Below are 17,303 nucleotides of genomic sequence, written 5' to 3' on the forward strand. Positions count from 1 at the left end.
GGATAAGAGGGAAAGATAGCCCTACTCACTATAGGAATAGGACTATCATGGGCGTGTGCGACCGGAAGAATATTGGTACTACAACCGTTTAAATCAAGGTACACTAGCCCATCTCTCGATACGTTTGAATAGTTGCTTGGGACATATATATGCACCCGTTTACAATCTTAAATTAACTAAAACTATCGAGGTTTATTATGGTTACATCTTATCAAAATTTTATTGGCATTGACATCGGAAAATTTAAAAATGTCGTTGCAATTCACAAACAGAAGAACGCTGTCAAATTTGACAATGATTCTGATGGTTGGCAACAATTATTTCAAAAGTTTTCAGATATTCTACCTAATTCTTTAGTAACTTTGGAAAACACAGGAAAATATGAGCTTGGTTTGTCACATTTTCTTATTGACAAGAATATTGCAGTACATCGAGCTAATACTCGTAAAGTAAAAAGCTTTATCTTGTCTCACGGAACTGTAGCAAAGTCTGATAAATCAGATGCGAGGGCTCTTGCTCAATATGGATTTGAACGCCATAGAACTCTCTCTCTATTTGTACCTACATCAAAAGAACAATTAACCCTGGTTGCACTTTGTCAACGTCGTGATGACATTACGCAAATGAGAGCTCAGGAAAAGTGTAGACTGGAAGCTCCTGAAAATGATCATATAAAGAAAAGTTGTCAGAAGACCATTGAATTTTTCGATAGTCAAATAAACGAACTCAATGATACTATACAAAAAATTATTGATGGAAGCCATGAACTACAACAACGTCAAAAAATCCTTAAAACAGTTTCTGGAATAGGTAAAAAGTTATCACAAGATTTTCTGTGTTTAATGCCAGAGCTTGGTTACTTAAGTAGAAAAGAAGTAGCAAGTCTTGCCGGAGTTGCACCTCATCCTAGGGAAAGTGGTAAAACTGTTGGTTACCGAAGGATTATAGGAGGTAGAAGTAATGTTCGTTCAAAGCTCTTTACATCTGCCATGTCTGCTGCAAGGTCCAAATCTGCACTTGGCACCTTTTATTCTAAGCTTGTTGAAAGTGGTAAGAAGAAGATGGTAGCTATAACAGCTCTAATGCGTAAAATTATAGTAATTGCTAATGCAAGGCTTAAAGAGGCAATTAATTTGAATGTTTAAAAATTTACATAGCAGTAATTGAAATGAATATTGTGCATCCACATAAACTTAAAGTGCTTGTTCACATAGCTTAAACGAAAATTGTTGCAGTAGCTGTTTGATATAGAATTCTGTTTCTATGACAAACGGGTTTTTATTATCTATATGGTTGGGTAAAGTTGCAAAATTATACAAATGAAAAATTAAAAAAAAACATAGTTGATTTAATTCAAGTCGAAGAAGCGATAAAGAAACTACAAAATGGAGAGAGAGTAGTATCAATTGCATATGGTGACCATATTGTACGGTACGGGGAAGTTCAAATAAAGGATTTATTGGAGCTCAGGCAACGAATAAAAGCGGGGTTAAAAGTTGCGGGCATGAAGCCAAAGAGGAAAATTGTTTTTTCAACGAGTAAGGGGATCATATAATGATGAAAATCGTTGAAAGGAACCGTATGACAAAAATTATAGCAAAAGAATATACAGAATTTTTAGAGCAGCTGAAAGAACAGATTGCTATTAGTCGTTATAAAGCAGCAAGAACAGTAAATAAAGAGCTACTACTACTTTATCATTATATTGGAACACAGATTCTAGAAAAACAAAAGAGCCAAGGTTGGGGATCCAAAGTAATTGAGCAGTTAAGTAGAGACTTAAAGGCTGAGTTTCCAGAAATGAAAGGTTTTAGCACAAGAAATCTAAAATATATGAGGCAGTTTGCAGGGGAATATCAAGATATTGAATTTGTGCAACAACTTGTTGCCCAATTGCCATGGGGACATAATGTATTTCTGATGGACTTAGTTCGGGACAAAGAAGCGAGGCTATTCTACATAAAAGAAGCTATAGAACATGGCTGGTCAAGAAACATCATGGTAATGCAGATTGAACTTGGGTTACATAAACGTCAAGGAAAGGCTATCACTAATTTTAAAGAGAAGTTACCTTCACCTCAATCAGATCTAGCGCATTACACGTTAAAAGATCCATATATTTTTGATTTTTTAAGTATAGGAAAGGATGCTCATGAAAGAGAAGTAGAAAAAGGTCTTGTAGGACATATGGAGAAGTTTTTGTTAGAACTTGGTGAAGGCTTTGCATTTGTAGGTAGACAATTTCATTTAGATGTTGGTGATGAAGACTTCTTTGTCGATCTATTATTCTACCATCTAAAATTACGTTGTTTTATAGTAATTGAATTGAAAGATAATAAGTTTAAACCAGAATACGCCGGTAAAATGAATTTCTACCTTTCAGCAGTAGATGACTTGCTAAAACACGAGACAGATCAACCATCTGTAGGGTTGATTTTATGTAAATCTAAAAATGATGTACTAGCAAAATACACTCTAAAAGATATGACAAAACCAATAGGACTAGCAGAATATCGAATAACTGAAAGTCTACCAGAGAATATAAAGACAGCTTTACCAACGATAGAGGAATTAGAAGCTGAGTTATCTAAAGTTTCAGATAAAGAGAAGTAATGCTACTCAAATCATTCAAACAACTATTTAGTAAGCCAAAAATCAAAAGCTCAGCCTGGGATGCAGCAGGATCAGGAAGAAGATTTTTTCACTTTCAACCAGAGTTAGGAAGTATAAACAATTTGCTGTCTCAAAGCCTTGAAACTTTACGTAGTAGATCACGTGATATGGTGAGAAAAAATCCTTACGCTGCAAATATAATTGATACGATAGTAAGTAACTCTATTGGAACAGGAATAAAACCACAATCAAAAGCAAGAGATGGAGAATTTCGAAAGAAGGTGCAAGAATTATGGCTAAAATGGACAGATGAAGCAGACAGTAACGGAGTAAGTGATTTTTATGGATTACAAGCTCTAGTGTGCAGAAGTATGATAGAGGGAGGAGAATGTTTTGTACGTTTAAGAACGAGAAAGCTGGAAGATAGATTTTCTGTACCATTACAACTACAAGTACTTGAGTCTGAACATTTAGATAATAAAACAAATCAAACTTTAGGAAATGGTAATGTAATAAGAAACGGGATTGAGTTTAACAGGCTTGGGCAAAGAGAAGCATACTACCTATTTAAAGAACACCCTGGTGAAAGTATGTTTGGAGAATCAGTGAGAGTGCCAGCAAATGATGTTTTACATATTTATAGACCATTAAGACCTGGGCAAATCAGAGGGGAGCCTTGGCTTTCTAATATACTGCTGAAGCTTTATGAGCTTGATCAATATGATGATGCAGAGCTGGTGAGAAAGAAAACTGCAGCAATGTTTGCTGGATTTATTACGAGACTCGATCCAGAAGCAAATATCATGGGAGAAAGTGAAAGTAATGAGCAAGGAGTGGCACTATCAGGTTTAGAGCCAGGAACAATGCAGCTTTTAGACCCAGGAGAAGACATAAAATTTTCAGAACCGTCAGATGTTGGAGGAAGTTATGAAGCGTTTATAAGACAGCAACTCAGGGCAATAGCGATTGGTACAGGGATAACATATGAGCAACTAACAGGAGATTTAACCGGTGTTAATTATTCATCAATTAGAGCAGGATTAATAGAGTTTCGTAGGAGATGTACAATGTTACAGCATAACATAATGGTATTTCAGTTTTGCCGTCCTGTATGGGATAGGTGGTTAGAGTTAGCACTACTTTCTGGAGAGCTAGACATAGGTGAAGAATGGACAAAGGGAAAAGAAGGAGCAAAAAAAGAAGTAAAATGGATACCACAGGGATTTGATTGGGTCGATCCGCTAAAAGATCAGCAAGCACAGCAAATGGCAGTAAGAAATGGATTCAAGAGTCGAGCGGAAGTAGTATCAGAAATGGGTTATGATGTAGAAGAAATTGACCAAGAAATAGCAGAAGATCAAAGACGTGCAAGTGAACTGGGCTTAAGTTTTGATTCTGACGTTACGGCCAATCAAGAGGTGATATGAAACAACAATGGCTAAACAGATGTGTAATGGTAGAACCAAGGAGTTTTGAGTTACTGTCACTACAAACAGGAAAGCAGCCTATCTTTAAAAATATAAAACATGCAGTAAGAAATAGTGAAAGAGGAATAATACCGATACATGGCATTTTAACTAAAAAACCTGGTGCATTTGATGAAATGCTCGGAATGACATCATATGAGCAAATAGAAGAACAAATTACACAAGCATTAGCAGATAGTAGCATAGAGACAATTATACTGGAAATAGATAGCCCCGGAGGAGAGGTAAACGGTATATTTGACCTAGCTGACTTTATTTATGAATCAAGAGCAAAAAAGAGGATAATAGCGATAGCAAATGATGATGCATACTCTGCTGCATATGCTATAGCTTCAAGCGCTGAGAAGGTATTTGTGAGCAGAACTTCTGGTGTTGGCAGTATTGGAGTAATAGCAAGTCATATAGATCAAAGTGGGTTTGATGAAAAACAGGGAATAAAATATACGACAGTATTTGCAGGAAGTAGAAAAAATGATTTAAATCCACATGAGCCAATAACTTCTGAGAGTTTAGAAAACCTAAAAAGCGAAGTGAATCGTTTATATGGAATGCTGGTTGAGCTAATAGCACGCAATAGAAACCTTTCTGTAGAAGCAATCAAATCAACAGAAGCAGGGCTATATTTTGGCGAGAAAGCAGTAGAGATAGGTCTTGCAGATGGAATTACAATTCTTTCATCTATTAATCAAAACAGGAGTATTATTATGAACGAACAAACTACAAATGACCTAAAAACTAATAATTTAACTAAGTATCGTACTGAAGTTGTTGAATTAATACGTTTGTGTAACTTATCACGAATGCCAGAGAAAATAGGAGAATTTATTGAGCAGGGTGTAAGTGTTGAGCAAGCAAGGGAGGTTTTAATGGAATTACTTGCAGAAAGAACAAAGAAGACAGAGATAATAAGTACAATACCACAGAATTCAGGAGAAGAGTTGATGATGCAGGTAGCGAAAAGTCGTAGGCATTTAAAATATATAACAAAAGGAGAAAAGCAAAATGAGTACTATAACCGAACAAAATAATCTGAGTGACTTATTAAAGTATGAGGCATCAAGCCTGTATTCAAGAGATCAAATAACAGTAGCAAAAGGGCAGAACCTAAAGCTTGGTACAGTAGTGGCTCTCGATAAAGATAGCATGGTTAAGATAATAAATCCAACTGCCACAGATGGTACACAAACAGCGATAGGTGCAATAGTAAGTGATGTAAATGCGACAGAAAATGCCAAAGCAGTAATCATTACACGTATAGCAATGCTAGCAGATCATGCAGTTGTATGGCCAGCAAATATCACTGAAGAGCAGAAAGCTGCAGCAATAAAGCAACTTGAAGGACGAGGGATCATTGTCCGCAAGGGAGTGTAACTTAAATTAATAAGGGGGAAAAAGAATGCAAAATCCATTTACAAATACAGCATTTAGTATGACGGCACTAACAAATGCGATGAATATATTGCCGGTAAATTATGGACGAGTTGAAAATTTAAATTTGTTTCCAAGTAGGTCAGTAAGATTTAGACATATTACCATAGAAGAGCAAAACGGAGTATTAAGTTTACTACCAACGCAGTTACCCGGAGCACCAGCAACAGTAGGAAAAAGAGGAAAAAGAAAGGTAAGAACATTTACGATTCCACCAATAAGGAAAGAACTGTTAGCACCAGCGGTATTTGTAGAACTTAGTAGCTTTGAAAAAGGACATGATCCAGGAACAGAAGAATTAGCGCTGAAAGCAAGATTTGAGGCACGAATTGTGATTGATAGCACAATAGAAAATGCAGCTATTATTGTCAGATCTTTAGCTAGCGAAGTTGCAAAAGTAGTAAATAAAAATACTTGGAATGTGGAAAATGTTTCGCCAGGAGAATTTATATCAGGAGGAGGAGATGATTTTAGGCCAGAGCTTGATGCATATTTAGTGTGGTTAGTAGAGTGGACTCATGAAGTGCATGCGGGTAAATCAGTATGGTCAACTGGCATAATGCCACATGTTATTGATATAGGTGAAGTGCATGTTAGACCATAGTTTTGCAATTTCAGAGCTAAATAGAAAAGTAGCGAATATCATTCGTATAGGAGTTGTAAAAGAAATAGATTATGAAAAAGCAAAAGTAAGAGTAAAAATAGGTGAACTTTTAACAGATTTTCTTCCATGGATAACTTCTAGAGCAGGAGAGGAAAGAAGCTGGCTACCACCAAGCATAAATGAACAGGTAGTAATATTGTCACCATTGGGAGAGTTATCATTAGGAGTAGTACTGTCTGGAATATATCAACAGAAGTATGCTGCACCAGAGAATAAAAAGGAAATAAATAGTGTAAAATTTCAGGATGGGACAAAGTTTACATATGATAAAGGGAAGCATCATTTAGAGATTGAAGTAGTGGACAAAATAACACTGAAGGCTGGGGAATCGAGTATAGAAATGACAAAAGATAGTATTAAATTAAAAGCAAGAAGAGTAGATTTAAATTGATATATATGAGTAAAGCAGTTGTTTGCATAGGAGATCATTGTACAGGTATGCCGATTCATGTCTGTGTGAGCGGGAGTGAAGATGTATTTGTTAATGGTAGACCTGCTTGTCGTAAGGGTGATATCTTGAGTATTGGGGAAACACTAACGCAAGGATCAAACAACGTATTTGTAAATGGTATTGGTGTAGCGAGAACAGGTGATGTGGCATCCTGTAGTTTTCAAATAGTAAGTAAAAATCAAAGTGTGTTTTCAAAATAAAAAAATTAAAATAGTCGAAAAATGAAAGGAATGGACGCTAAAACAGGTAAAGAATTAGAGGGAATAGAACATCTGAAACAATCGATAATTGATATATTGACCACTCCTATTAACAGTAGAATAATGAGAAGAGATTATGGCTCAAGACTATTTGAATTAGTAGATAAGCCAATAAATAGGGATTTAACTTTGGAAATTTACGCATCAACTGCAGAAGCACTGGGGAAATTTGAGAAGAGATTTAAGTTAGAAAAAGTAAAAGTTGAAGGAGTAAAAGAAGGAAAAGTGACGCTTGATCTAGAAGGATTGTATCTGCCAATGGGAAGAAAGATTCGCTTCGATGGGGTTGTAGTATAAAGATGCAGCAGCCAAATATTATTGAATCACTGAGCTTTGAGGAAATCTTTTCGAGAATGAAGGAAGAGTTAGTAAAGCGAGATGCAAGTTTTACAGGATTGGTGGAAAGTGATCCAGCAATGAAGGTATTAGAAGTAGCAGCATGGCGAGAACTTTTGCTTAGAGAAAGAATAAATGAAGCAGTAAAGAGTAACTTACTTAAATTTGCGACAGGAGAAGATCTTGATAATTTGGCTGAGTTTTATGGAGTAGAGAGAGAAAAAGAAGAAGAGGATGAAAGATTTAGAAAGAGGGTAAAAGCAAAAATAGCAGGTTGGTTAACAGGAGGAAGTAAGGAATATTATAAATATCATGCACTGTCAGCAGATAGTAGAGTAAAAGATGCACTAGTGGAATCAACTATACCAGGGAAAGTACAAATCTCAATCTTATCAACACAAACTGGCATAGTGTCAGAAGAGCTACTAGAAATTGTAAAAAAGCAGGTTACTAGAGATGATATAAGGGTTTTAACCGATACAGTAACAGTAATTGGCTGCAATATTGAAGCAGTTTATTAAGAAGTTTGAATTAGCAAAAAGATTAGGGTGGAGTGTAACAAGATCATGGATAATAGCGAATCTATTTGTAGATGGTGTAGAAAATGTGGAATTGATCGAGCCAAGAGAGGATGTTGTGGTTCTGGGAAATGAATCTGCAAATTTGAAAAATTTAAAGATTGAGTTGAATTAATGTTATTACCCCCAAACGCAACAAAGCAAGAGCAAGCACTGGTTGATGCAACAGATTATAAGGTTGATCCGAGCTGTATCAGAGGATTTAAGTTTAGTCTTAAAGATGAAATACTGCCGTGGATAATAGAAGAATATGGTTTAGAAGAAATACTGCGCTGGGTAAAAGATAGAAGAAAAGCCGTAATAGAAGGAGTAAAATTTCAAAGACTGAGAGGAACTCCAGCATCACTAAAAGTAGCACTAAAATGGGCAAATATAGAAGATATTACAATCATCGAAGAACCACCTGGTAAACACTTCTTTGAATTACAAATAGGAATAAAAGATGTTCCAAATGACTTTTTTGTAGATGCAGTAGTAGAACTTGCAAAACTATCGTTACCAGCAAGATCGCGGCTAATGAGGATTTTCAATGATCACTATAACGTTGATAGGTTTATTTTAGATGAAAGTTTATTTGGAAGTTTGTTATCAGACTACTCTGGTATAAAAGTTGAAAAAAATGGGCCAGTGTTATCGTTTGGAAGAATAAATTTTTTCAGTTCTAGAGGTCCGTTAGTAGAGATTGTAGACAACTATTTAAGAGAGCATTATGAACAAACATTTAGTAATGACATATATCGATTAGATGTAGCAGTACTTGGAGAAACAGAGCCTCACACAAAGGATTACAAAGGCATTTATGAAAGAAGTCATCAGTGGTATAACGTAAAAGCACTATATCCATTACCACAAAGTTTATTACCAGAAATTAAGTTTGCGAAAGCACAGATTGTACTGTCAGATAGCTGGAAATTAGGAGAAATAAATAGCTGTTTTCCTCTTTGTTATCAAGAAGAGATAGGAGGCACACTTTTCCTTGGTAATGATAAACTTTCTGATCAGCTATGGAACTTGGAATACACACCAATTTTGGAAAGATTTAATATCAGCTATGAATATGAAGCAAAGAATCTTACTGATCAAAAGGTTGCGAAAGCTAATTTAACGGAATATCACGTTAGTTGCAAAAATGATAGAAGTTCAGGAAAAGAAGATTCAATACACGAATTAGAAAATTACATTTTAGTGTTTTACCCAGGAGTACTGAAGTGGCATGAACATCGACATTTGCACAGAAGTTGGAAAAATAGTCAAGTAATATCTCTAATAAGTTAAGTACTTATATTTAGATCCTCATATATTATATTAATAATAGGTTAAAATGTATGAAATAAAAAGAAAAGGACTTGCTTTCTCATGCTAAAAAGGACATGACTTGAATAGCAGCAGGTAAATATAAGAAATTTGTCTGGCGCTAGAAAAGCTAATTTTGTGAGGTATGAAATGAGTTTTAGAAAGAGTAAGTTTTTTAAAAAAGTATCAAGTAACGATATTAATAAAAGAAATGAAGAAGGAGAAACGATCTTGCATCAAGCAGTAGAAATCTCCGATTACAAAACAGTGAGATTATTAATAAAAAAAGGGGCAGAGGTTAATGCAAGAGATAAAAATGGTTATACGCCACTACACTGTGCAGTATTTGCGAAAAGCTTAGAAAATGTAAAAGTGCTGCTAAGGTCGGGAGCAGAAGTAAATGCCACTCAATATGTCACTGGATGTACGCCACTGCACTCTGCGTGCAAAGGAGCAGGAGTTGAAATAATAAAAGAGCTAGTAAAAGCAGGAGCTGAGGTTAATCAACTGAATAAATATGGTGCAACACCAATGTATTACATTTGGGAAAGTGAAAAGTATCGTCTGTGTGATAGCAAAGAGAGTGAAAGGGCAAGTAAATTTCTGAGAGAAAAAGGAGGAATAACAAAAAGTAGAGAACTGACGTGCTATGGAATAGAGAGGATAGTGGGAGAAATAGCAGACATGTTGAATGGGAGCTATATGCCGGAGCTAAAAATAATAGAGATAGAAGAAATAAGGAAGAGAGACAAGTCGCTAATAAAGAAAGAATGTAAAAATTTAGCAAGCAAGATAATGGGCCAAGTGAACGAAATGATAGATGAGATAGAAAATGTAGTGAGAGGGAAGGCTTAAAAAAGGGATTTAAATTTTTTAAAGAAAAGATGGGGTGGATTATGTTAAAGCTTGGCAAGAAAGAGAAGTCAGCAAAAGAATTATTAGAGAACTCATATAAAAATATTTATGCAAGAGACGAAAAAGGAAGAACAGTTTTGCATTATGTGATAAACGCAAAAACAGTGAAGTTATTAGTCGAAAAAGGAGCGAATGTGAATGCAGCAGATGCAAGAGGATATACAGCACTGCATCTAGCGGTAACCGAGAAACGCCTAGAAACCGTGAGAGAATTAATAAAATCAGGAGGGAATGTAAATGCGGAAGAATATGGAAGTAAATGCACACCGCTGCACCTTGCATGTATGGTAGGTGAAAAAGAAATAGTGGAGGAGCTAGTAAAAGCAGGGGCTGAAATAGAGCAAGCAGATAAATTTGGAATGACAGGGATGGATTATGCTAAAAGTAGCAAAAAGATAACCGAGGTATTAAAGAAAGAAACAGACAGAATTGAAAAGCTATTTATGAAGGGCTAAAAATATGGAGAAAGAAATAGAAAAGAAAGTAATGAATTTGGAGAAAAAAACGTTAGAAGAGCTAAGGAGAATGTGGAAGAAGGTATTTGGGGAAGAGGCACCTAAACATTCAAAGAAATATCTGATACCAAGATTAGCTTATAGAATGCAGGAAAAAGCGTATGGAGAAATGTCAAGAAAGGGGAGAAAAAGACTAGAGTATCTGGCAGATCGGCTAGAGAAGGGAAAAAGAATAAGTAGCGATAAACTGCCAGTAGCAGGAACAGAGCTAATATTAGAGAGAGGGGAAGAGACGCATGCGGTAATAGTAACAGATAAGGGTTTAATCTACAGAGAAGAATTTTTTACGTCATTGTCAGCAGTAGCCGGAAAAATAATGGGAATGAGTTACAACGGCCCTTTATTATTTGGAATGCGTGAAAAAAATGGAAGTTGAAAATGCTAAAAGAAGTAAGATGTGCAATATATACGAGAAAGTCAAATGAGGATGGACTAGAACAAAAGTTTAACAGTCTTGATGCGCAACGAGTAGCATGTGAAAAGTATATAAAGAGCAAAGAAGGCTGGGTAGCATTGGCAAAAAAGTACGATGATGGAGGATATTCAGGAAAAAATTTAGAAAGACCAGCGATAAAGGAATTATTTGAAGATGTCAGAGGAGGAGAGATAGACTGTGTAGTAGTATATACACTAGATAGGTTATCAAGAGAAACAAAAGACAGCATAGAAGTAACGTCATTTTTTAGAAGGCACCGAGTAAATTTTGTAGCAGTAACACAGATATTTGACAATAATACGCCAATGGGAAAATTCGTACAGACAGTATTATCAGGAGCAGCACAACTAGAAAGAGAGATGATAGTAGAGAGAGTAAAAAATAAAATAGCAACATCAAAAGAACAAGGTTTATGGATGGGAGGAACTTTACCGCTTGGGTATGATGTAAAAGATAAGGAATTAATAATAAATGAAAAAGAAGCAAAAACAGTGCAGCATATATTTGAAAGATATTTGGAGCTGAAGTCAATGGCAGAATTGGCAAGGGAGTTAAATAGTCAAGGATACCGGACAAAATCAGATATCTTTAAAAAAGCGACGGTAAGGAGAATAATAACAAATCTAATATATATGGGAAAAATCAAACATTATGAAAAAGAGTATGAGGGAAAGCATGAAGCAATAATAGAAGAAGAAAAGTGGCAAAAAGCGCAGGAATTGATAAGGAATCAACCATATAGAAAAGCAAAATATGAGGAAGCACTGCTTAGGGGAATAATTAAGTGCAAGAGCTGTGATGTGAATATGACACTGACATATGCAAAAAAGGAGAATAAGAGATATCGATATTACGTATGCAACAATCATTTAAGGGGAAAAGGTTGTGAATCAGAAAACCGAAATGTAATAGCAGGAGAAGTAGAAAAAGAAGTGATGAGGAAAGCGGAGCAGATATATGAAAATTGGAGAGAAAAGACCGAAGAAAAATGGGAAAATTTAAGTTTTGGAAAGCAGAAAGAAGTAGTGAAAAAGTTAATAAAGGGAGTAATGATAAGAGAAGATGGAATAGAGGTACATTCTGAGTCAGAGGAAACATTTATACCAATAAAAAAGAAAGGAAATAAATGCACGGTAGTAGAACCAGAAGGGAAAGCAAACAATGCGTTACTCAAAGCAGTGGTAAGAGCCCATCTGTGGAAACGGCAACTAGAAGAGGGAAAGTATAGAAGTGTGAAAGAGCTGAGTGCCAAAATTAATATAGGTACAAGACGTATACAACAAATTTTAAGATTAAATTATTTAGCTCCCAAAATTAAAGAAGACATAGTAAATGGAAGACAGCCAAGAGATTTGAAGCTAGCTTATTTAAGAGAAGTACCAATGTTATGGAGTGACCAACTGGAGAAGTTTTACGGCTTAGAATCTTAATTTACAAAAGCAATAGGCAATGGAAAAGACTATGTGCCAGAAAACCAATACTTTAAAACAAAGAATTAAGGTAAACTAGTTTTACAGGAACTGATACTTAACTATGTAATAAAAATATTGATAATCTTAAACATACATGTGAAACGATTCCAGAACTCCAAAGTTATTGCGTAAGAGATAAATGTTCCTGATAGCCCTTCTCCCGCTGAATCATGTGGTGGGTCTGATAAAGGAAATTCTGTAGGTATCACAAAAGTCAATTCAATCAAACACAAAAGGCTATACCTATAAAAGAATAAACATCAAGAGAGAAAAATAATTTCTCTAGAAGAATCTCTAAATTATTAAGTCAACACTTATCCCCCTACTATTTCTTCTCACCTTGAGAGTATAGTTTATACCTCAAAAAGTCTTACTTTGAAGATACATCAATTTTTTTACCCTCCAAGACCTTTCTTTTGTTTACTAATTTTAGTTGACTTCATTAACACACTACTATTTCTTTCGAAGCTCCCATCTTTTGCAGCTGGTCTAAACTATCGATTGGCCTCATAAGAGTAGATGGGACACCTGATTCTTTCACTACAAAATTTGATTGTTTAATAGTTTCAGCTGACTCTATAAGTATTCTACCGTTTCTTTCAAAACCTTTATCGTTAACAGCTTGTAGAACACTTTTTCCTCCTAAAAAGCAGCTTTCTCCTAGACTTGATTTATCTTTTAATTTGTTAAACTTCTCCTGGTTCTCTCCATCAAGCTTTACTTTTATTATATTACTATCACTAGGATACAGATGAATACTAATCTCGCCTACTTCAGTGGTAAAGGACATTTCAATGCTATCTCCTAAGACATCTGTATAATTTCTTTTTCCTCCTATATTTTCAACTCTTACTATACTCTCTCCAATCTGTAGGATGCTACTTTCTATACTAAAGTTTTCATTCACCTTACTATTCATAACCTTTCCAACTTCAACAATACTGTTTTTTGGCCACCTAAAAAGAACAAGATTGTTATCTACTTCTACTTGCAGATCATCATCTTGAACTTGTTCATTCTTATTTATTAAACCTTCATATGCGATACTTTTCAGTTTGTCCTTAATTTTTTTACACTCTGTAAAAATAGGCTCATCACTTCCCCACATAGCTTCACCTATCATTCTATCATTGTAAAAATCAGACTCTATTTTTGCACCTGCTGATAGTAGCTTATTGACAATATTGAATAAAGGTTCTAAAGCCTCTTCCCACTCATCTATTGCCTCTTCCCCATTGTCCTTATAACGTGATATAGTAGTAGGAGTTATACGCATAACACTGCTAGCATTAGCAATGTCAATTATTTTTTTAAATATAAAATTCGACACACTACGTTCATAGTGATCACAGCGTAAATTTAGCTTTATTTTTCTTTTCAAATGTTCATCTATTAAACGTTCCATCTTTTCTAGAGTGACCTTTGCAGAACTTTCGTATCTATTTTCATGAAACTCTTTCATTATACTTTCCATCTTGTCATGAAATTCATCAATCGAAACTTTTTCGCTCTCAGTTAACAGATTTACTAAATTCATTAAAATTGAGTTCTCTGGAATAAAAGAACTTTCAACAACAGTATTGTTGTCTTCAACAACGGACTCATGCCAGTCATCAGTTTGTTCTTGATCTAACAATGATGGACTAGGCTCCAGAGTTTGCTGACCAAAACGTTCCATGTGCTGTTCTTCAGTAGCTAATCCACCATTTGCATGAACTTGCTTAGTTCCTAAAATATATTCTAATATCATAATCCCTCAATCTATAGATATATTATGTACATAATTAGCATGAATAAAAGCTAATGCAAGTATAATTTTTCATATTTTTTAGAGAGTTGTCTTCTCCTGCTGTCACTTCATGTATCTTTGCTATCCAACAAAAAATCGTTTCTGGACAACCTCTGTAGTATGACGTTCTTGGCCCATATATGGTATTATGTAAAAGTTAGAATTAAACAGCAACCTAACAATTGCCAAGGATAAAAAAACTTCAAGAAAAACATTTTCTATATTAATAGATACAAAAATTTTATTGGAATTTACAGGAAATACAATACTCCTCAGCGTCATAAAGATTTTAAATGTTTACTCTGTTCAAAAAGATAAAAATAGATCGTATATTTGTGAGAACAAGTTGCGTAAAAATGAGGTTGTAAAAATAGAAGTTTGAAATCTTTGCAATAAAGTTAGGCAAACTAGTTCATATGTAGATGTGGGTGAAATGGGCTAATATGGCTAGTTTTAGCGTATAGCAAAATCACTATATTAAAAAGTTCGTATGTATCGTTTGGTAGACCATCCCATCCCAAAACAAACTCTTCTCACCGCCCTTGGTTTTGAGTGCTGGAAATGGTTGTTTTATTTAAGTTATTAACTTAATTTTTTTGATAAATTAATAATAATTCATTTGGAAATGATAAAAAATCAGAATAAATTTATAGTAAAAATAGATCTTTTTTGGTATCTAATAGGAGCATGGTAGAGAAAGTGTATCTGTTAGTAATACAGCCAAAATACAACTTAAAAAGCTTAAGTAATCCATTTTTTGCTTTGCACTATATAGGAGATCAAAAAAAACAGCCAAATCACACTATATTTAACTTATTTTTATCCTAACAACTTTGCTGTTTAGCTATTTTCTACGAGCCACTGAGTAGACACTAATTATCTTCGTATAGAACTATGATCCAGTTGATTATATACCTGAAGAGTTTCTGGAAGAGATATAAGAGTATTTGGCAGTTCTGCATCATTATTGAATACAGCACAAGATAAAACTATCTCATTCCCATCAGTAACACGCTTATACCCTCTCTGACTCATATATCCTGCTGACTGTTCTTCTCCTTCATTCATTTTCTGCTGTACCTCTCCTTCATTACAAGCAAATTTCAATTCTTCTCCAATTGGATGAGTATTTCGACTGTGCTCTATAGGTCTTAATAACAAAAGATCTAACTTCTTTCCTCTTCCCACTTGGTATTCAATAAGCACTCTAGCAGGATTATCACAAGCATAAAATATCCCATGCAATATAGAATGAAATCTGGCCTCACTATTCACATTTATTGCATTCTTTAATGGAATTAGCACTCTAGAAATGGCTTCAAATAGTTGATTATGCCTATCTATATTTTGCCAATCATCTTCCATAACCATATTAGAAATATCATATACATTTCTAGCACTTAATACTGGTACAAGTTGACCAATAAAAGTACCTCTATTTCTCAGATAATTATGAGGTGATTGAAATAGTCTTACACCAACAGTTATACCTAGATCATCCTCAGCTCTTCTATCAGGATTTAGCTCACATATTACTTCATAAACTCTAGCATTTGGCCATCGTGATAAATCTAACTCCATATCTGGAAATTGATGACGCAACATATGGTGGAGATGAAATACAATAACTCTCTCCTGTTTCGTAAAAGATGCACGTAAAACCATAGTTAAAGCACGATCTCCAACATTTACTTGTGCAATTCTTCCTCGTGGACCCAGCATCCTATCATCATCATGATAGTGAAACAAATACTTAGTCACATTTATTCTACTTCTGCCGATTGATACAGTGTCTCTTGCAAATGCAGCACTTCCAAAAGTAAAACCATTCATATAAGAAAATATCCTATCACTGCCACTTCTAGCACTTGGTACTGCAGGTACACCAAAAGATGGATAAAGTAGATAATCTCTAACGTTTTCTTCAACTTCAACTTCTCCTTCTACTACAGCTTCAAACAATCTTTCTACCAAAGGAAAGCCTCTCTCTAAAAAATTTTCCACACTAGTCATAAAATGCTGCTGTTGTAGATCAAAATTCAATCCAACACAGACGGCATCTTCTGATGAAGTATAGATAGATATAGATGAAATAGGACATTTTCTAACATAATTTTCAGCTTGTTCCAATGCTCTATCAGCATATTTATCTCTAGTAGCTCCTGCCTTAAGTTCAATAATAATGGGAACAGAATCTGTCAATCTTTCTTGACCACGTACAAGGAAAGTGATATCTGCATACCCACCTCCTACAAATAGCTCAAGGTAAATATTAGCTGTATGCTGATACCTAAAATTCATAAAAAAGCCTGCTAAAAACCCATGATAATCTGACTCTTTACCATAAAAACTCAATGCATTTTTATATCTATTATGGATATTCAAAATATACCGAAGAACCTGTCCCGTTAAATACTCTACATTGTCTGTATTGTTACTCACAAGTCCTGCTAAATTTGGTAAGTTATTTTGCTCAATATGAGGAGTAATGATTTGGAATCTATTATTTCTGTTTCCTGTATCATTTCCATTAAATCTATTCCCTAACTCTTCACATTTTGTAGGTTCTTCATCATTCTGCCTCCATACATACACCTTGTACTCTATAAAAACCAAATTTCCTTGTAACTGTTGGTTTTGTCCAATAAGTTCCCTCTCCACTTCTAGCCTTTCCCATTCACTAAACCTCGAACCAGCACTATTCCGCCTATCAGCAATGGTGAAACATTTAACTATCCTTCTGCCTTGCTCATCAGCTTCATTAGTAAGAATAGCAACCTTTAGGTTTCCTTTTTTGTTCCCATCATAATTATCAAAACGAAAATAAACCATTTCATTATTTAAAATACCAGCATCAAATGCAGTGGCAAACATGCCGAAAAAGAATGCAGGGAAGAAACGATCTTTACCTACTGAATGTAAGAAAGATGGGCATTGATCTAAAAAAGATTCAAATCTTTTAATAAAATCATGGCAATCCATACAATCATCACAATTTTCATCACTACATTCTCCACTTAACAGACTTCTAATTAATCCGATATTTTCGTCATTGTTATCCATGAA

The 17,303-nt window shown here is 34.8% G+C and carries 17 protein-coding genes and 1 pseudogene; 16 read left to right on the plus strand and 2 right to left on the minus strand.

The features are described from left to right. Window positions 1–197 precede the first annotated feature (197 nt). From MJ631_RS00665 to MJ631_RS00745, 16 genes and pseudogenes are all read left to right on the plus strand, one after another. A complete protein-coding gene (locus MJ631_RS00665) occupies window positions 198–1,145 on the plus strand; it encodes an IS110 family RNA-guided transposase (RefSeq protein WP_262986230.1) in 948 nt (315 codons plus the stop codon). A gap of 158 nt (window positions 1,146–1,303) precedes the next feature. Further along, on the plus strand, window positions 1,304–1,555 hold the full coding sequence (locus tag MJ631_RS00670) for a hypothetical protein (protein WP_262986411.1): 252 nt from the start codon (window positions 1,304–1,306) through the stop codon (window positions 1,553–1,555). 26 nt (window positions 1,556–1,581) lie between these two features. Further along, entirely contained in the window at window positions 1,582–2,613 is a 1,032-nt protein-coding gene (locus MJ631_RS00675) for a PDDEXK nuclease domain-containing protein (protein ID WP_012482036.1), read from the plus strand. Further along, window positions 2,613–4,040: a phage portal protein gene (locus tag MJ631_RS00680; protein WP_262986412.1), complete on the plus strand. Its 1,428-nt coding sequence runs from the start codon at window positions 2,613–2,615 to the stop codon at window positions 4,038–4,040. The genes MJ631_RS00675 and MJ631_RS00680 overlap by 1 nt, the downstream gene beginning before the upstream one ends. Then, entirely contained in the window at window positions 4,037–5,128 is a 1,092-nt protein-coding gene (locus tag MJ631_RS00685) for a S49 family peptidase (RefSeq protein ID WP_262986413.1), read from the plus strand. Before MJ631_RS00680 ends, MJ631_RS00685 begins: the two co-directional genes overlap by 4 nt. Then, window positions 5,103–5,471, plus strand: a complete 369-nt coding sequence (locus MJ631_RS00690) for a head decoration protein (protein ID WP_262986414.1) — start codon at window positions 5,103–5,105, stop codon at window positions 5,469–5,471. Before MJ631_RS00685 ends, MJ631_RS00690 begins: the two co-directional genes overlap by 26 nt. Window positions 5,472–5,529: 58 nt before the next feature. Continuing rightward, window positions 5,530–6,132, plus strand: coding sequence for a major capsid protein (locus MJ631_RS00695; protein WP_263858711.1), 603 nt, complete (start codon window positions 5,530–5,532; stop codon window positions 6,130–6,132). Continuing rightward, complete coding sequence (locus MJ631_RS00700) at window positions 6,119–6,583, plus strand: phage baseplate assembly protein V (protein WP_141456719.1); 465 nt, start codon at window positions 6,119–6,121, stop codon at window positions 6,581–6,583. Before MJ631_RS00695 ends, MJ631_RS00700 begins: the two co-directional genes overlap by 14 nt. 5 nt (window positions 6,584–6,588) lie before the next feature. Then, window positions 6,589–6,843 carry a PAAR domain-containing protein gene (locus MJ631_RS00705; protein ID WP_065095513.1) on the plus strand — a complete coding sequence of 85 codons (255 nt, stop codon included), beginning with the start codon at window positions 6,589–6,591 and terminating at the stop codon, window positions 6,841–6,843. 21 nt (window positions 6,844–6,864) lie between these two features. Beyond that, entirely contained in the window at window positions 6,865–7,200 is a 336-nt protein-coding gene (locus tag MJ631_RS00710; protein ID WP_262986416.1) for a GPW/gp25 family protein, read from the plus strand. Window positions 7,201–7,202: 2 nt separating this feature from the next. Further along, a pseudogene (locus tag MJ631_RS00715) lies at window positions 7,203–7,932 on the plus strand (baseplate assembly protein). Beyond that, on the plus strand, window positions 7,932–9,092 hold the full coding sequence (locus tag MJ631_RS00725) for a phage tail protein (protein ID WP_262986419.1): 1,161 nt from the start codon (window positions 7,932–7,934) through the stop codon (window positions 9,090–9,092). Before MJ631_RS00715 ends, MJ631_RS00725 begins: the two are co-directional and overlap by 1 nt. A 168-nt stretch (window positions 9,093–9,260) precedes the next feature. Beyond that, window positions 9,261–9,965: an ankyrin repeat domain-containing protein gene (locus MJ631_RS00730; RefSeq protein ID WP_262986420.1), complete on the plus strand. Its 705-nt coding sequence runs from the start codon at window positions 9,261–9,263 to the stop codon at window positions 9,963–9,965. A gap of 41 nt (window positions 9,966–10,006) precedes the next feature. Further along, complete coding sequence (locus MJ631_RS00735) at window positions 10,007–10,480, plus strand: ankyrin repeat domain-containing protein (protein ID WP_262986421.1); 474 nt, start codon at window positions 10,007–10,009, stop codon at window positions 10,478–10,480. A gap of 4 nt (window positions 10,481–10,484) precedes the next feature. Next, complete coding sequence (locus tag MJ631_RS00740; RefSeq protein WP_262986422.1) at window positions 10,485–10,916, plus strand: DUF2924 domain-containing protein; 432 nt, start codon at window positions 10,485–10,487, stop codon at window positions 10,914–10,916. Between the two features lie 2 nt (window positions 10,917–10,918). After that, window positions 10,919–12,406, plus strand: a complete 1,488-nt coding sequence (locus MJ631_RS00745; protein ID WP_262986423.1) for a recombinase family protein — start codon at window positions 10,919–10,921, stop codon at window positions 12,404–12,406. 484 nt (window positions 12,407–12,890) lie between these two features. Here MJ631_RS00745 and MJ631_RS00750 read toward each other — a convergent pair whose 3' ends face one another. Continuing rightward, window positions 12,891–14,198: a hypothetical protein gene (locus tag MJ631_RS00750; RefSeq protein ID WP_262986424.1), complete on the minus strand. Its 1,308-nt coding sequence runs from the start codon at window positions 14,196–14,198 to the stop codon at window positions 12,891–12,893. A gap of 915 nt (window positions 14,199–15,113) precedes the next feature. Next, window positions 15,114–17,300, minus strand: coding sequence for a hypothetical protein (locus tag MJ631_RS00755; RefSeq protein ID WP_262986425.1), 2,187 nt, complete (start codon window positions 17,298–17,300; stop codon window positions 15,114–15,116). Window positions 17,301–17,303 lie beyond the last annotated feature (3 nt).

The organism is Wolbachia endosymbiont of Oryzaephilus surinamensis (genome assembly GCF_025617515.1).
Lineage (GTDB): Bacteria > Pseudomonadota > Alphaproteobacteria > Rickettsiales > Anaplasmataceae > Wolbachia.

Excerpts from the sequence above, each read along its gene's own strand:
- MJ631_RS00680 (WP_262986412.1), top strand. The coding sequence starts at position 2,613 with ATGCTACTCAAATCATTCAAACAACTATTTAGTAAGCCAAAAATCAAA.
- MJ631_RS00750 (WP_262986424.1), bottom strand. The coding sequence starts at position 14,198 with ATGATATTAGAATATATTTTAGGAACTAAGCAAGTTCATGCAAATGGT.
- MJ631_RS00705 (WP_065095513.1), top strand. The coding sequence starts at position 6,589 with ATGAGTAAAGCAGTTGTTTGCATAGGAGATCATTGTACAGGTATGCCG.
- MJ631_RS00675 (WP_012482036.1), top strand. The coding sequence starts at position 1,582 with ATGACAAAAATTATAGCAAAAGAATATACAGAATTTTTAGAGCAGCTG.
- MJ631_RS00730 (WP_262986420.1), top strand. The coding sequence starts at position 9,261 with ATGAGTTTTAGAAAGAGTAAGTTTTTTAAAAAAGTATCAAGTAACGAT.
- MJ631_RS00665 (WP_262986230.1), top strand. The coding sequence starts at position 198 with ATGGTTACATCTTATCAAAATTTTATTGGCATTGACATCGGAAAATTT.
- MJ631_RS00700 (WP_141456719.1), top strand. The coding sequence starts at position 6,119 with ATGTTAGACCATAGTTTTGCAATTTCAGAGCTAAATAGAAAAGTAGCG.
- MJ631_RS00690 (WP_262986414.1), top strand. The coding sequence starts at position 5,103 with ATGAGTACTATAACCGAACAAAATAATCTGAGTGACTTATTAAAGTAT.
- MJ631_RS00745 (WP_262986423.1), top strand. The coding sequence starts at position 10,919 with ATGCTAAAAGAAGTAAGATGTGCAATATATACGAGAAAGTCAAATGAG.
- MJ631_RS00725 (WP_262986419.1), top strand. The coding sequence starts at position 7,932 with ATGTTATTACCCCCAAACGCAACAAAGCAAGAGCAAGCACTGGTTGAT.
- MJ631_RS00740 (WP_262986422.1), top strand. The coding sequence starts at position 10,485 with ATGGAGAAAGAAATAGAAAAGAAAGTAATGAATTTGGAGAAAAAAACG.
- MJ631_RS00735 (WP_262986421.1), top strand. The coding sequence starts at position 10,007 with ATGTTAAAGCTTGGCAAGAAAGAGAAGTCAGCAAAAGAATTATTAGAG.
- MJ631_RS00695 (WP_263858711.1), top strand. The coding sequence starts at position 5,530 with ATGACGGCACTAACAAATGCGATGAATATATTGCCGGTAAATTATGGA.
- MJ631_RS00755 (WP_262986425.1), bottom strand. The coding sequence starts at position 17,300 with ATGGATAACAATGACGAAAATATCGGATTAATTAGAAGTCTGTTAAGT.
- MJ631_RS00710 (WP_262986416.1), top strand. The coding sequence starts at position 6,865 with ATGAAAGGAATGGACGCTAAAACAGGTAAAGAATTAGAGGGAATAGAA.
- MJ631_RS00685 (WP_262986413.1), top strand. The coding sequence starts at position 4,037 with ATGAAACAACAATGGCTAAACAGATGTGTAATGGTAGAACCAAGGAGT.